We start from the raw sequence: 13,272 nt of genomic DNA on the forward strand, positions 1-13,272 counted from the left end.
GCCACCATGTCCACGGCGCTCATCCTGGACCTCGACCGTGTCGCCGCCACCCGGCTGTCCTTCTTCCTCGGCATCCCGGCCCTGACCGGCGCGGGCCTGTACGAGCTGAAGGACGCCGTGGGCGCCGGAGTCGGCGCCGTCCCGCTCGCCGTGGGCACCGCCGTCTCCTTCGTGGTCGCCTACGCCTCCATCGCCTGGCTGCTGAAGTTCGTCGCCAAGCACTCCTTCAACGCGTTCGTGATCTACCGCATCCTCATCGGCGCGGGCCTGCTGGGCCTGCTGGCCACTGGAGTACTCAGCGCCTGACCGGACCGGCCGCCGCACGCCGTCCGGCCCGGGTGGCGATGACGGCCGACTTCCGGGTGGCGTGAGGCGCCGGCCCGTACACGGAAGGGGCCCCGGACCGAGTGGTCCGGGGCCCCTGCGCTGCCGCCGGTGTTACGGCGTCCGGGTCTTCCAGATGCCGCGGCCATGCGTGGCCACGTACACCTGGCTGCCGTCCGGGCTCGGCGAGAGGTAGACCGCCGGCGCGGTGGGCAGGGTCGTGCCCAGGCGCGCCCAGTGGCCCGCCGAGGTGCTGGTGAACACGCCCAGGTCGGTGGCGACCACCAGGGTGCCGCTCTTGGTGATCAGCGCCGCGTTGGCCGGGGCGTCCGGGAAGGAGTCCGAGGCGGCGGGGTCACCGCTGACGTCCGCCCAGGTCGTACCGCCGTCGGTGGTCTTCCAGACGTGGCCGTAGCCGGCGCCGGGGCCCTCGTTCCAGTGCCGCGAGAAGCCGTTGACCACCGCGTAGACCGTCTTGCCGGAGGCGTCGGACGGGTCGATGGCCAGACCGGAGACGTAGCGGTTGGGGAAGGCGGCGGGCAGGCTCACCTGGTGCCAGCTGCCGCCGTAGTTGGTGGCGATGCCCCGCCCGAAGGTCCCGTCGACCGCGGAGCAGGGTCCGCACCAGGCCGCCCACGTCACGTGGCCGCGGCTGGCGACCGCCGAGGCGGAGTGGCCGGCGCCCAGGTCGTACAGCTTGGTCCAGTCGGCGCCGGAGGTGCTCTTCCAGGTCTTGGTGTTGCCCCAGACGTACTGGCCGCCCGCGACCCACAGGCCGTTCGGGTCGGTCTCGTCCGCGCTGAACGGGGCGATGAAGCGGGCTCCCGGGTCGCCGGGCGCGATGTCCGTGATCACGTCCTCGGCGCCGTCGTCGCTCGCGGTGTAGCCGCAGTTGTTCGTGATCTGCAGCGCCAGGTCGACGTACTCGCCGACGGTCTGGCAGCCGTTGTCCGGGTTGACCAGCTGGTCGCCGCCGTCACCGCCGAACGGGGAGACCATCTCGCCGTTCGGGTTGAGCCGCTGCCCCTGGTAGGTGGCGCCCTTGGGCGCGAGCAGCGAGACGCCGTTGTCCTGCAGGCCGCCCCAGACGGCGTCGCCGCTGCCGTCGGTCATCCTGCCCGCGCGCACCGAGTAGTACTGCAGGTCGCGCAGGGTGCCGGACTCGTTGAGGTTGCGCCAGCCGGCGGCGGTCTGCGTGGTCGGGCGGGCGTAGGCGCCGCCGTCGTTGCCGACGAACACCTCCGGCGTGCTGCCCTTCCACTGCGAGAAGGAGAGGGCGTGCTGGTCGGAGTGCATCACGTCGCCGTCGCAGGAGTTCTCCGCCGGGTCGTACGAGAAGCACTTCATGCCGAAGTTCCAGTACCGGCCGACCGCCTTCCAGGTGGCGCCGCCGTCGCGGGACTCGAACATCTCCTCGAGGCCCAGGTAGACGTGGTTCGGGTCGTTCGGGTCGACCGCGATGACCTGGTCGTACCAGGCCTGGGAGCCGGGCTGGTAGCCGCTGCCGATCTCGTTGACCTTCATCGCGGAACCGCTCGCCGACAGCGACGAGGAGGTCGCGATCTGCTTGAACGAGCCGCTGGCGTTGCCGCTCTGGCTGACGTACACGCCCGCGAGGACCGAGTACACGCCGGAACCGGACGTCTTGTTGAGGAGTTTGGGGGACTCCATCGAGACGTACAGCCTGCTGCCGTCGGCCGCGTACGCGAAGGCGGCGTTGCCGATCTCGGCGGGGTTGATCGCGCCGGTCGGGTTGGCACGCTTCCAGGTGGTGCCGGCGTCCTCGGAGTAGTAGAAGCCGTTGTAGGCGGCGCCGCTGCGCCAGGCCACGTTGGCCAGCAGCTTCTTGCCGTCGCTGCCGGGCTGTACGGCGATGTCGTTGGCGATGTCGGCGTAGTGGCTGTTCACCCCGCAGCCTACGCCGTTGATGCCGATGCCCGCGCAGGGTGCGAGGACCTTGGACCAGGCGGCGTCCTGCCCGGCGGACAGCGGGCGCCGGAAGACGCCGTGCGAGGAGGCCGCGAAGACGTACCCGGCGGCCTTGTCGAAGGTGAGGGTGTGGATGGAGCTGGAGTCCAGCTCGGTGCCGCCCACCTTGTCGCTCTCGCTGAAGGAGCCGGTGACCGGGTCCGCGAGCCGGTAGACGCCGCTGCCCAGGTAGTTGTCGGAGGCGGTGGTCGCCTCGCCGGTGGCCAGCCACAGCGAGCCGTCGGGCGCGACCGCGAGGGCGCCCACGGACAGGGCGGGCAGCCGGTCGGCGATCGGCGTCCAGGTCTTCCCGTCGTCGGTGGACCGGAACACACCGCCGCCCGCGGCACCCGCGTACACGACCCCCTGGTGCGTCGGGTCGGTGGCCAGGGCGGCGATACGGCCGGCCGAATGGCCCGCGCCGCCACCGGAGTTGGAGGCGGACTGGTCGCGGTAGTGCAGGGCGTCCTCGTTGTACGGCGAGGTGGTGACCTCGCTCCAACTGCCGGACGCGACCGGCATGTTCTTGATGTGCGCCCAGGCGCCGGCGTACGCGCCCGGCGCGATCTGGCCGCTGGGTGAGAGCCTCGGCTCGTTGAACGAGTCGAGGGACTCCATCAGTTCGTGGGACTCCTCGCCCGCCACGTCATGGCGGCCGGATCCCGAGTCGCTGTCCACTCCGTACGCGACGACGGGCCCCGTCCCCGCTATCAGGAGCGCGGCGGCGACGACGGCGAACGCCGACCGCCCCCCGCCCTCCGTCCCGCGGCGCGATCTGCGCCGTGCGGCATACACACGCATGGACTGTCTCCGGCTTCTTCGGCGTAAGTGGCAGCCGCCCCTACGGCCGCACTTGATCTCCTACTGCCGAGCGCCGGAACCGTACCTCCGTGCCTTCCCTCAACCCCAGAGGTTTACAGCGACTTTATGGCCCGACAAACGTAACGATTGTCAAAAACAGCCTCGTTCGCCATCTCACCTCTCGCGAGCGACAGCACGCACTCATTACTTGCAGCGCGGCGGCCCGGTTCTCCGTTACCGTCGCGGGCCCACCGAACCGGCGCTGATGGGGCAGGCGGCTGGTACGGCATCAGCGGTCCTGAGCCGCCTGGTCCCCCGGATCGTTGCCGCTCGGAGTCAGCCGCACGCAGCATTCCCCCGGCACAGGAGCGAGGACGGCCTGGAGTCCGTTGACCTTGAGGCCGCCGAGGCAGCCGGTGAGGAAAGCGTGGTTCATCCCGCACACCAGGTCCGGGGCCTTCGCGGCCAGCGGGTGGAAGGGGCAGTTGCGCAGCCGGAGTTGGGCGGGGGTGTCCCGGACGGGTTCGTAGCCGTACTGGTCCAGCAGCCGCTCGCAGACGGTCAGCCCGCGCTCGGGGCCCAGGCGGCCCGGGCGGGTCTCCTCCCGCGCGGCCTCGCCCAGTTGCCGACCGCGCTGCTCGGCGGTCCGGACCGCCGCCTGCGCGGCGTTTTCGTCCGCGCCTTCGGTCAGGACGGCGTCCAGCAGCAGGTCGGCCAGGAGTTCGTGGCGCCTGTCGGGGATGTTCACGGTGATCCGAGGCGGCCTCGCGTATGGCAGCGGATTTCTACGCCGAGCTCGGCAAGATCACTAACCGGCTTGGTGGTGGCCTCGACGCGGATGCGTCAGCCTGTGCTCTGCACCACACCGTGCGAAAGGTCCGTGATCGATATCCAAAATCCCCCTATCTCTGGGCGGCCCACCTGCACGCCGGGATCTGAAGGAGGCAACGGCTGGCTCCCGCGAGGCCTGCTCGCCTACCCGTGGGAGGAGGAATTCGAGCCGGCCGACAGGGCCGTCGGGGGCGCATCAGGCTGCCTCCCCAAGCGGCAGGCGACTCGGCCTCGCCTGTGCACCGTCATCGGTTGACCCGCTCCATCAACGCGAGATCTGCTCGTCCGGCGAGCTGACATGGGGCTGACGCCCCCCTGGCGTCCGCAAAACTATGAACCAGGTGACAGATCGGAACCTCACTCGCGCCTGTGCTCGACAGCTTCCGTGATGCACCCGGCGTCGCGTCCAGGGGGAAGGGGCGGGAGTCGCACGGGAGCCGGATTTCGAAGTCGGCTCCCAAATGGCTCCCAAGAGTCCCGGTAAACGAGTCAGGGGCCCGACCCGCTCTCGCGGATCAGACCCCTGGCCTGGTACTACGGCGTCAGGGTGGCGGGATTTGAACTCACGACCTCTTCGTCCCGAAGCAACTTGGGTGAGGACTCCGCCTGGGACCGGCGTAGCTCTCACCCGCGCTGATGGTCCGCAGACGTCCGCACTTGTTCGCCGTTGTGCGTGGGCGTTGTCACTCAGTTAGACACTCAGGCTTCCTGACCGGAGGACGCCGGCCCAATTCCGGTGAGCCGGCGTTCTCCAGCATGTGCATCAGGCGGTTGCTAGCTTTAGCCTTCGCCGAATCCGCCGCCCTCATTCCCGTGGCGGCAGACGACGCGGAAGCTGGCGATGACTCCGTTCTTGACCTTCACGCCGTCCTCAATCTCCTCGTGGTGCTCGCCCTTCTCGTGGCGTTCGCCCTTCTCGTGGTGCTCGCCCTTCTCGTGGCGTTCGCCCTTCTCGTGGTGCTCGCCCTTCTCGTGGTGCTCGCCCTTCTCGTGGTGCTCGCCCTTCTCGTGGTGCTCGCGCTCCTCGCAGTTCTCGTGCTCGTGCTCGTGCTCGTCCTCGTCCTTGAACCTCGGGCAGACGCCGTCGGCGGAGCTGTGGGGGCCGACGATGGCGATGGGGGCGCCGTTGTCGCAGACGGCCCCGCGGAAGACCTCGACCACGTTGCGGCTGTCGTTGCGGATGTTGAAGGTCTTGGCACCCAGGCCGCTGACGACGGTGATGCAGCCGTCGGGGTGGCCGGAGAATTCGCGCTCATTGATGAAGACCCTGCCCTCGAAGTGGGGGCGGAACTCCCTTCCTACTCTTCCTTCGTTGCCCTTGCCTTCGGTGTTGTTGGGGGTGCTGGGACCGCCGAGCGGTGCCGCCATGGCAGCCGCCGGGGCGGACTGGGGAACCGGCGCTGAGACGGCCGAGGCGTAGGTGATACCAGTCGCGGTCAGTGCCGCGGCGGCCGCGACGGCCGTGGCGATCTTGCGGGAATGTGTCATGAACATGTTGCTCGTTCTCTCTCTGAGACTGAAGACAGCAGCGCCCGCTGTGGCAGCCGGTGCATGATTGAACGTACTAACGCCCCCTATTGCTGTCATATCGAGCAAATCGGAATCTCGGCTTCGTGGGGCTGATCGGGTATGCAGAGGCCCTCTACGCCACTCAGAGGTAGAGCTGGTAGGGCCGTCAGAGGCCTTGCAACCAGGGGAAGTTGAATCGCAGTTAGCCCTTGCAGGTGATCTTCTGGCGCCTAGTCACCCGCGGTGGTGGTGGGTCGCCGGGAAGTGTCGGCGAGTCGCTGCTTGACATGTGCCCTGTCGTAGGTTCAAAGGAGACCACGTGAACGGTGGCTGTCCCACGAACGCGGCAGCGCACAGCAGGGTTCGCCCAGGCCGGATGGTGACCAATGCCAGCGGGCGCGGTCTACCCGCCGCGCCCAGAGAAGGCATGACGATGGATTAGGCCATGGCCTCTTGGGCTCGTGAGTTTGACTACCGATGCTTGATGCATCGCGAGCTGTCGGCGAACGACTGAGGTCGGTGGAGTCTTAATGACCGGGTCAAGGTGTCGGCTGGGGTCGTCAGGATGCGTCTTCGCTTCCGAGGTGCGCTCGGGCAGCGTTCGTGATGCTGGACATGATGGCGGTGCCGTGCTGCGGTGGCAGTTCTGATAGCGGTAGCTCCACCTGCGGGTCGTAGGCTTGCAGGCCGGTTTCGCGTTCCACGATGGCGGCGAGCGCGTATGCCTTGCTGAGGGCCTGTGCAGCCTTGTCTCCCGTGTGCCAGTACGGAATGGTGATCGCTACTTGGTCCACGAAGATCGAGAGTTGTATGCCCGTTTCGTCATGGCTCAGCTCGCAGGTCTCGCCGCTCTCGAAGAGGTCGACCTCACCCAGCAACGTGCGAGCGTGCGGGACGATGCGGTCCCAGGCGTCGAGCAGCTCGGGTGAGACCAGCTGATCGGCGTCGTCGGTCTCGGCTTCTAGTTCTTCGATGGCCTCGGCCCAGGACTGGCCTGGCTTGGGGTTGACGAAGTAAATGTCGTAGCTCATTGCGGGATCGTAGAGGCTGATCAGGCGGCTTGATCCGCTGCTGCACTCGCGGGTGGCGCTGTGGTGAGGGTGCGGTTGTCACGGAGCAGGGCCCACAGGACGTCGACGCGGCGGCGGGCGAGGGCGATGACGGCGGGGATGTGCTTGTGCCCTTGGGCTCGTTTCTTAGGTAGTAAGACGTCGTTTCCTTTGGCTGTTATGAGTCCTGTTGACTGGCTCGGATGTCTGTCAGTGCGGTGTGAGAGCCTCCGGGCATGAGCTACGACCTGGCTGTCTGGGAAGGCGAGCGGCCGGCGAACAACAAGATCGCTGGCCGGGTCTTCGACGACCTGTACGACCGCTATCTCGACGGTGAGGCCGAGGAGCCTCCGTCGGAACGCATCGCGGCCTACGTCACGGCGCTTCTTGAGCGATGGTGCGACATCACTGAGGACAAGGAAGAGACGTCGCCCTGGTCAGTAGGGCCTCTGATCGACTGTGCAAGTGGTCCGCTCATCTACTTCGGGATGGGCTGGAGCTGGGCCGAGGAAGCCTCGGCCTACGCGGCAGACCTGGCGGATGTGATGGGGCTGGTCTGCTTCGACGTGCAGCAAAACCAGCTCAGGCCCTGAGGAGGGTGGCCAATCGGCGGTGCCCGATGAGGGATGCGGCGATGGCCACGAAGGCGAGGAAGTGTTCGGCTTCGCCCGATGCCGACATCCAGCCGTTCGACGAGCGTCAGACGCAGGTCGAAGAGGCGCTCTTCGGCTCGCCGCCGCTGGCTTCCGCCCTGGTGGTCGAGGACGAGACGGGCGACATCGTGGGCCTCGCCGCGTACTCGTTCCTCTGGCCGAGCGCCGGTTCCACCCACTCCCTCTTCCTCGAGGAGCTGTACGTCCGTGACACCCTGCGACGGCAGGGCATCGGGGCCCAGCTGATGAGTGAACTGCGCGGCATCGCCACTGCACGCCCCAGCTGCACCCGCCTGGAATGGATGACGGACCGGGTGAACTCGGACGCGCGCACCTTCTACCAATCGCTCGGGTTCGAGGAAGACAACGAGAAGATCGTCTACCGGACCGGCACCAGCACGACGTGAGACTCTGGAAGGGCATCGATGAAGCCTCAGCTCACACCGCAGAGTGCCTGGCGTAAGAGTTCCGCAGTGCTCCGTCTGCGACGAAGTCCTCTGCTCGGTAGGCTGGTTCCATCTCGTGCTGCCCCGCCATCACAGGGATCCTTCGAAAGTGAGCTGGCCCCCACGCCAACTCCAGCGGGCGCCCCGGCCTCCTGTCGGTAGCTTCAGTCCGTGAGTCGTGTCAAGGCATCGTCGTACCCCAGCGCGTTCTCAGGAAGCAGCTCTTTCATCCTGGTGAAGAATTCCGTGCCGGACCGCTGCAAGGCGTCCACGAGTTCGCGTTCCTCGACGGAAACGGTCCGCTTGACGTCGTCGTAGGTAAGTGACACGAGGACGAGTCCGCCACCCAGGCGTTTGAACGCCAAGCGGATCGGCTGATCCGGGAAGTATGTCGATGCCTCGTCCTCGTTCGCGAGTTTCAGGACCATGTCGCTGATATAGGCCCAGAGTTCGTCGACATAGTCCCAGAGGTCCTGGTCCAGGATCCGTACGCCGTTGATGGTCATATCGATAGCCCCCTCGACATACGAAGGATCCGCAGGAGGAGAGCCTGCCTCCGCCACGTCGACGAACGACCCCGACTTGGTGCGCAGGTAGGACGCGATGTCGATCATGTAGCCAGCCTACTTGTCGAGGGTTCCGGGATAAAATTGGCCGATGCGGCCATTCTTGATGCCAAGGACGTAGTCCACGCCGTTTACTCGCCCCTCGATCTGATACATGCCCATCGGACCGCGCGAGACGAGTTTGTCCCGGTTCTGCTTCAGCGTCTCCGTGATGGCATCTTGCACATCCTGGACGGACATTTTTCCGTCCAGGAACGACTGCTTCGCTTTGACAGGCCCGTCCCAGTATTCCGGGTGATGCCTTTCCAGGACATGCGCCATGCCCTTCTTGTCGAGCACGAACTCATTGCTACCGAACTGGTATTTCCGGCTCTGCCAGCTCTTGAGCGCGTTCTCGACCTTGCACGTGAACAGGCCCAGCGGATCGGACTCGCTCCCCGGGTTGCCGACATAGGCATGAGGTTTGGGTTAGGCAAGAGGCCCATTGGGCCCGACGTGAGGTATCCGCCCGTTTCGGGATCGTAGTAACGCAATAGGTTGTAGTCGAGGCCCGTCTCGCCGTCGGCGTACTGCCCCGGGAACCGAAGCCGGCAGTCCACAGCCGCCTCAGAGTCCGCGGCAGAGGGGAACTTGGTGCCCCAGAGTGTGGTGCGGGACTGCCACGCAAGTTCGGCGGATGGGGAGACCAGCTCCATGGGCGTGCCGACGGCGTCCGTGATCACGGCGTGGAAACGTGGCCTCTTGTCGGGGCTGGTCTCCTTGGCCAGTCGGGCGAGGAACGAAGTTTCGGCCGACGACGCCCGCCGGTCGGTCTGCGCGACCGGGCGATGGGTCCCTGGCTCATAGTCCCAGGTGGTGATCCTGCCGTCCGTATCGGTCTGTTCAGCAAGGCGCGTGTCGTCCCACGAGAAGTCGATGCGATCCGCAGCTGAACCGTCCTCGCCGACACGATGCTTGGAGATGCGCCGACCCATCGGGTCATAGTGGTAGAGCCAGTGGTCGCCGTCAGGTGTGACCACCTCTTTCAGTCGGTCCTCGGCATCCCATGCGTAGGTCCAGAGGCGCTTCTGCCCGTTGAGGAGCCTGCGCGTCCGGCGGACCAGGCGACCCTGCGCGTCGTGCTCGAACGTCGTGCGTCCCGACTGGCGGACGAGTGTGCCCGCGAACTTACGCCCGCCTTCTGAGTCATGGCCGGGGGCCGATGCTCGGAACAGGTTGCCGACCGCGTCGTAAGCATAGGTTTCGGTCCATCCGTGTGCCCGCACGTCCGTGACCCGGCCCATGGCGTCCAGATCGTAGCGACGCGTACCGGAGGTCAGTTCGCGGATCTCCGTGAGGTGTCCGTCGGCCCGGTAGGCATACGTTCGGTGCTGGAGTAGGCGCTCCGGCCCCGCACTGGTCAGAGCCGACACCAATGACTGATCGCTCAGCCGCCCGGTCGGGCTCCAGCTCTGAGTCAGCCTCACCGCCTCACCCAACCGTCGCTCGGTCTCGCGCCCCGCCTCGTCGTAGATGAAAGCGACCGAGCCCGCCTCCGACCGCAGCAACATTGGGCGTCCAGCCGCGTCGTACGCCCATTCCGATGCCAGACCGGACGGTGTCACGCGGCGAGTACGACGACCGACGGCGTCGTACTCGAAGGTCGATGGTCGGCCGTTGACTGTTTCCGACGGGATTCGCCCCAGCGCGTCCCGCTCGAACGCCACTTCGGCATCCGCGTTGACCGCGCGTCGGAGCCCGCCGTCCAGCCCGTATTCGTACGTCGTGATCTCACCGGAGTCGTCTTGCCGAGTCATGACCCGGCCACACGCGTCCAGCGTGAAGCGCATGACTTCGCCGGTGCCGTTGGTTCGGGCGATCAGTTCTCCGGCGGCGTTGTGCGCATACGTCAGCGTGCGCCCGTTGAAGTCTGTCTCCGCGATCAGCCGGCCGGCCTCGTCGTAGATGTACGACCAGGTCCGCCCATCAGGGTTGGTAACCCCGGTCAGGCGCAGTTCGGTGTCGTACGTGCATGCATACCGGGTGCCGTCCGGGTCGGTGCGGGTAGCCGGGAGGTCGAAGGGCGCGGCTGTCTGGTGGGTGGTGTTGCTCCCTGGATCGGTATGGGTGACGAGGTCGCCCTCCGCGTCCCATGTCCAGGATTCGCGGGTGCCGTCGGCCAGTTCACGCCAGGACGGCTTGCCCTCCGTGGTCCAGCCCAGGCGGGTGGCGTGGCCAAGAGGGTCGGTCACCTCGATGATCCGACCGATGGGATCGCGGCGGGTTATCGTCGTATGCCCCAGTTCGTCCGTCACGGCGATGGGCAGGCCCGCAGCGTCATACGCCACCGTGCGGGTGTGGCCCAGAGCGTCGGTGATCGCCGCCGGACGGCCCTTGGCGTCAAGGGCGTACTCTGTCTCGGCCCCGCGCCCGTCGCGCCTGTACGCCTACCTCGTGCTGTCGCTCCTGAGTGGCGTACGCACGGAAGAGGCGCGGCCCCTCACCTGGGATCACGTGTTCCTGCAGACGAAGGACGGCATCCCGCCGCACGTCGCGGTGTGGCGCTCGGTGCGCAAACACGGCGAGACCAAGACCAGGAAGAGCCGCCGGACCATCGCTCTGCCGAAGCAGGTGGTCGATGTCCTCGAAGAGCACATGCGGTGGCAGAAGCAGGAGCGCGCATCGAGAGGGATGGAGTGGAGCCCGACCGGGCGCGTCTTCACCACACGGAGCGGTGAACCGCTGGACGCGGCCAACGTCCGGCGCGACTTCCGCGCCATCCTCGCTAGGGCTGCGAAGGTGCCCGGCGTCGACCTGAAGCCGCACGAGTGGACCCCGCGAGAGCTTCGGCACAGCTTCGTGTCCCTGCTCTCTGATCACGGCATCCCGCTGGAGACCATCGCCTTGTTGGTCGGGCACAGCAGCCAGGCCACGACTGAGGCGGTCTACCGGAAGCAGCTCCGGCCCGTGATCACCAAGGGTGCCGAAGCGATGGACGACATCTTTGCCGAAGATCAGGAAGGGGATGACGCGGAGGGCGACGAAGAGAGCGACGCGGTGGCCTGATCAAATTCGTTTGGCCCCCTGTTTGGCCCCTCGAGCACGACAGAGGGCCAATCGCGATCATGCGATTGGCCCTCTGACCAGCGTCGGGGTGGCGGGATTTGAACCCACGACCTCTTCGTCCCGAACGAAGCGCGCTGCCAAGCTGCGCTACACCCCGATGTCGCTGCTCTCGCGGCGACGACGTTTACTTTAGCCCACTGGTGGCTGTAGACGAAATCCGGTTTAGACGCGGCGGCGGACCGGGGTCGGGCGGGTGTGGTCCACGGCCACGAGGAGGACGGCCAGGGCGTACATCGCGAGGCCCAGGAGGAGGGCGTTGGCCAGGGCGCTGCGGTAGCCGTGGGTGGCCGCGTCCAGGAAGGGATAGAGGTAGCGGGAGGGGTTCGTGGGGTCGAGGCAGGCCGCCCGGATCAGGTAGAAGGCCAGGTAGGCCAGGGGGTAGAGGAGCCAGGCGGCTGCCTGGCGGAGGTGCAGGCGGGCCGCGGGTGTCAGCAGCAGCCAGTCCAGCACGGCCGCCGCCGGCGTCAGCGTGTGCAGGATCTGGAGCGTCGCCCACGAGCCGTGCCAGCGCTCCGGGACCGTCGTCGCGCCGGTCATGGAGAACGGGGGCGTCGTGTGGGCCAGCAGCAGGTGGTAGACGAGCGCCGAGATCAGGATGTAGAGGAGTGTGGCGCCTGTCACGGAAGAGGGGAGGGGGCGGCGGGCGCGCCAGGCCCTCGATGCCGACATGAGCATGACGATGCTCAGCAGGATGCCCGCCTGGACGCTGAAGTAGCTCAGGACGCCGGCCGGGGTGCCCAGCAGGATCTCCAGGGCCACGCCTCCCGCTGAGGCCAGGGCGGTCAGGAGGCGGAACAGCGCGACCATGGGGCGGCGGACCGGCGCCACCACCGCCGTGGCCGGGACGGGGGAAGGCAGCAGGATGGGCGGGCCCGGGACCGCGGGCAGGTCCGGAATGTCCCTGGGTATCGGGGGGATCGAGGCGGTCATGGCCTCACGCTAGGAGCGGGGGAGAGGCGCGGCGATTCGGCCTAGTCCGGGTGGGTTACGGCACCGGTCCCCAGTCCCGGTCCCCGCAGCGTCCATCCCCAGTCATCCCCGCCCCGGAGAACGCCCTACTCCCGCCCGACCAACGTCAACAACGTCACCTCCGGCGGGCACGCGAACCGCACCGGCGTGTAGCGGTTGGTGCCGCAGCCCGCCGAGACGTGGAGGTGGGAGGTGTGGCCGTCCGCCGTGTGGGTGGACAGGCCCTTCACCCGGTCCGTGTCCAGGTCGCAGTTGGTGACCAGCGCGCCGTAGAACGGGATGCACAGCTGGCCGCCGTGCGTGTGGCCGGCCAGGATCAGGGGGTAACCGTCCGCCGCGTACGCGTCCAGCACCCTCAGGTACGGCGCGTGCACCACGCCCATCGAGAAGTCGTAGGTCTCCGTGGGGCCGCCGGCCACCCGGGCGTAGCGGTCGCGCTTGATGTGGGGGTCGTCGAGGCCCGTCAGCTCGATCGAGACGCCATCGACCTTCAGGACACCGCGGGTGTTCGTCAGGTTCAGCCAGCCCGCCTCGTCGAAGCCGTCGCGCAGGTCCTCCCACGGGTTGTGGATGACGCCGACGGCCGGCGGGTTGCCGTTCAGGCCGTGCCTGCCGCTCGCCTTCTCCAGCAAGTAGCGGGCGGGGTTGCGGAGTTTGGGGCCGTAGTAGTCGTTGGAGCCGAAGACGTACGCGCCCGGGAACTCCATCAGGGGGCCCAGGGCGTCCAGGACCTCGGGGACGCCCTCGGGGTCCGACAGGTTGTCGCCCGTGTTGATCACGAAGTCCGGGCGCAGGCCCGCCAGCGACTGCAGCCACCGCTGCTTCTTGCGCTGGCCGCTCACCATGTGGATGTCGGAGACCTGGAGCACGCGCAGCGGGCGCATGCCCGGCGGGAGGACCGGGACCGTCACCCGTCGGAGGCGGAAGGAGCGGGCCTCGAAGCCCGCCGCGTACGCCAGACCGGCGGCGCCTGCCGCCATGATTCCCAGGGGTACTCCGTATCGCGCGCGCATGCGTCCATCGTGTCAGACGCGCGGACGCCGACGAGACC

The 13,272-nt window shown here is 67.5% G+C and carries 13 protein-coding genes, 1 tRNA gene and 1 pseudogene; 4 read left to right on the forward strand and 11 right to left on the reverse strand.

Features of this window, described 5'->3' with window-relative positions; all coding sequences use genetic code 11:
* Window positions 1-306: undecaprenyl-diphosphate phosphatase (locus AB0M27_RS20275; protein WP_365723237.1), on the forward strand; the 306-nt coding region annotated here is incomplete at its 5' end.
* 132 nt (window positions 307-438) lie between these two features.
* Here AB0M27_RS20275 and AB0M27_RS20280 read toward each other — a convergent pair.
* From AB0M27_RS20280 to AB0M27_RS20300, 5 genes and pseudogenes are all read right to left on the reverse strand, one after another.
* The gene (locus tag AB0M27_RS20280) at window positions 439-3,093 is read right to left on the reverse strand and encodes a glycosyl hydrolase (protein ID WP_365723238.1); all 2,655 of its coding nucleotides are present in this window, start codon (window positions 3,091-3,093) and stop codon (window positions 439-441) included.
* A 289-nt stretch (window positions 3,094-3,382) separates the two neighbouring features.
* Entirely contained in the window at window positions 3,383-3,841 is a 459-nt protein-coding gene (locus tag AB0M27_RS20285) for a hypothetical protein (protein ID WP_365723239.1), read from the reverse strand.
* 863 nt (window positions 3,842-4,704) lie between these two features.
* Window positions 4,705-5,412, reverse strand: coding sequence for a hypothetical protein (locus AB0M27_RS20290; RefSeq protein ID WP_365723240.1), 708 nt, complete (start codon window positions 5,410-5,412; stop codon window positions 4,705-4,707).
* A gap of 581 nt (window positions 5,413-5,993) precedes the next feature.
* The gene (locus AB0M27_RS20295; RefSeq protein WP_365723241.1) at window positions 5,994-6,464 is read right to left on the reverse strand and encodes a hypothetical protein; all 471 of its coding nucleotides are present in this window, start codon (window positions 6,462-6,464) and stop codon (window positions 5,994-5,996) included.
* Window positions 6,465-6,484: 20 nt separating this feature from the next.
* Window positions 6,485-6,631: pseudogene (locus AB0M27_RS20300) on the reverse strand (IS110 family transposase); the annotation flags it as partial.
* Between the two features lie 87 nt (window positions 6,632-6,718).
* Between AB0M27_RS20300 and AB0M27_RS20305 the strand changes: the two are divergent.
* Window positions 6,719-7,075: a hypothetical protein gene (locus AB0M27_RS20305; protein ID WP_365723242.1), complete on the forward strand. Its 357-nt coding sequence runs from the start codon at window positions 6,719-6,721 to the stop codon at window positions 7,073-7,075.
* 41 nt (window positions 7,076-7,116) lie between these two features.
* Window positions 7,117-7,542: a GNAT family N-acetyltransferase gene (locus AB0M27_RS20310; RefSeq protein ID WP_365723243.1), complete on the forward strand. Its 426-nt coding sequence runs from the start codon at window positions 7,117-7,119 to the stop codon at window positions 7,540-7,542.
* Window positions 7,543-7,745: 203 nt separating this feature from the next.
* Here AB0M27_RS20310 and AB0M27_RS20315 read toward each other — a convergent pair whose 3' ends face one another.
* From AB0M27_RS20315 to AB0M27_RS20325, 3 genes are read right to left on the reverse strand one after another with little or no spacing between them, the layout of a single operon-like run.
* Window positions 7,746-8,195 (reverse strand): hypothetical protein, encoded by a 450-nt coding sequence (locus AB0M27_RS20315; protein ID WP_365723244.1) that lies wholly within the window; start codon window positions 8,193-8,195, stop codon window positions 7,746-7,748.
* Between the two features lie 9 nt (window positions 8,196-8,204).
* The gene (locus AB0M27_RS20320) at window positions 8,205-8,387 is read right to left on the reverse strand and encodes a hypothetical protein (protein WP_365723245.1); all 183 of its coding nucleotides are present in this window, start codon (window positions 8,385-8,387) and stop codon (window positions 8,205-8,207) included.
* Window positions 8,345-10,504, reverse strand: coding sequence for an RHS repeat-associated core domain-containing protein (locus tag AB0M27_RS20325; protein WP_365723368.1), 2,160 nt, complete (start codon window positions 10,502-10,504; stop codon window positions 8,345-8,347). The genes AB0M27_RS20320 and AB0M27_RS20325 overlap by 43 nt, the downstream gene beginning before the upstream one ends.
* Here AB0M27_RS20325 and AB0M27_RS20330 point away from each other — a divergent pair.
* Window positions 10,500-11,192 (forward strand): site-specific integrase, encoded by a 693-nt coding sequence (locus AB0M27_RS20330; RefSeq protein WP_365723246.1) that lies wholly within the window; start codon window positions 10,500-10,502, stop codon window positions 11,190-11,192. The two genes, AB0M27_RS20325 and AB0M27_RS20330, sit on opposite strands and share 5 nt — an antisense overlap.
* Before the next feature lie 83 nt (window positions 11,193-11,275).
* Here AB0M27_RS20330 and AB0M27_RS20335 read toward each other — a convergent pair.
* The 3 genes from AB0M27_RS20335 to AB0M27_RS20345 form a co-directional block, all read right to left on the reverse strand.
* Window positions 11,276-11,349: transfer RNA gene (locus AB0M27_RS20335), tRNA-Pro, on the reverse strand.
* Between the two features lie 65 nt (window positions 11,350-11,414).
* Complete coding sequence (locus AB0M27_RS20340) at window positions 11,415-12,182, reverse strand: Pr6Pr family membrane protein (RefSeq protein ID WP_365723247.1); 768 nt, start codon at window positions 12,180-12,182, stop codon at window positions 11,415-11,417.
* 125 nt (window positions 12,183-12,307) lie between these two features.
* Window positions 12,308-13,234 carry a metallophosphoesterase gene (locus AB0M27_RS20345; RefSeq protein WP_365723248.1) on the reverse strand — a complete coding sequence of 309 codons (927 nt, stop codon included), beginning with the start codon at window positions 13,232-13,234 and terminating at the stop codon, window positions 12,308-12,310.
* Window positions 13,235-13,272: the final 38 nt, after the last annotated feature.

This window comes from Streptomyces sp. NPDC052107, from assembly GCF_040680215.1.
Taxonomy (GTDB): Bacteria; Actinomycetota; Actinomycetes; order Streptomycetales; family Streptomycetaceae; genus Streptomyces.

Coding starts and splice junctions, on each gene's coding strand:
- AB0M27_RS20305 (WP_365723242.1), top strand. CDS start 6,719: ATGAGCTACGACCTGGCTGTCTGGGAAGGCGAGCGGCCGGCGAACAAC.
- AB0M27_RS20290 (WP_365723240.1), bottom strand. CDS start 5,412: ATGACACATTCCCGCAAGATCGCCACGGCCGTCGCGGCCGCCGCGGCA.
- AB0M27_RS20345 (WP_365723248.1), bottom strand. CDS start 13,234: ATGCGCGCGCGATACGGAGTACCCCTGGGAATCATGGCGGCAGGCGCC.
- AB0M27_RS20280 (WP_365723238.1), bottom strand. CDS start 3,093: ATGCGTGTGTATGCCGCACGGCGCAGATCGCGCCGCGGGACGGAGGGC.
- AB0M27_RS20320 (WP_365723245.1), bottom strand. CDS start 8,387: ATGTCCGTCCAGGATGTGCAAGATGCCATCACGGAGACGCTGAAGCAG.
- AB0M27_RS20315 (WP_365723244.1), bottom strand. CDS start 8,195: ATGATCGACATCGCGTCCTACCTGCGCACCAAGTCGGGGTCGTTCGTC.
- AB0M27_RS20310 (WP_365723243.1), top strand. CDS start 7,117: ATGGCCACGAAGGCGAGGAAGTGTTCGGCTTCGCCCGATGCCGACATC.
- AB0M27_RS20295 (WP_365723241.1), bottom strand. CDS start 6,464: ATGAGCTACGACATTTACTTCGTCAACCCCAAGCCAGGCCAGTCCTGG.
- AB0M27_RS20340 (WP_365723247.1), bottom strand. CDS start 12,182: ATGACCGCCTCGATCCCCCCGATACCCAGGGACATTCCGGACCTGCCC.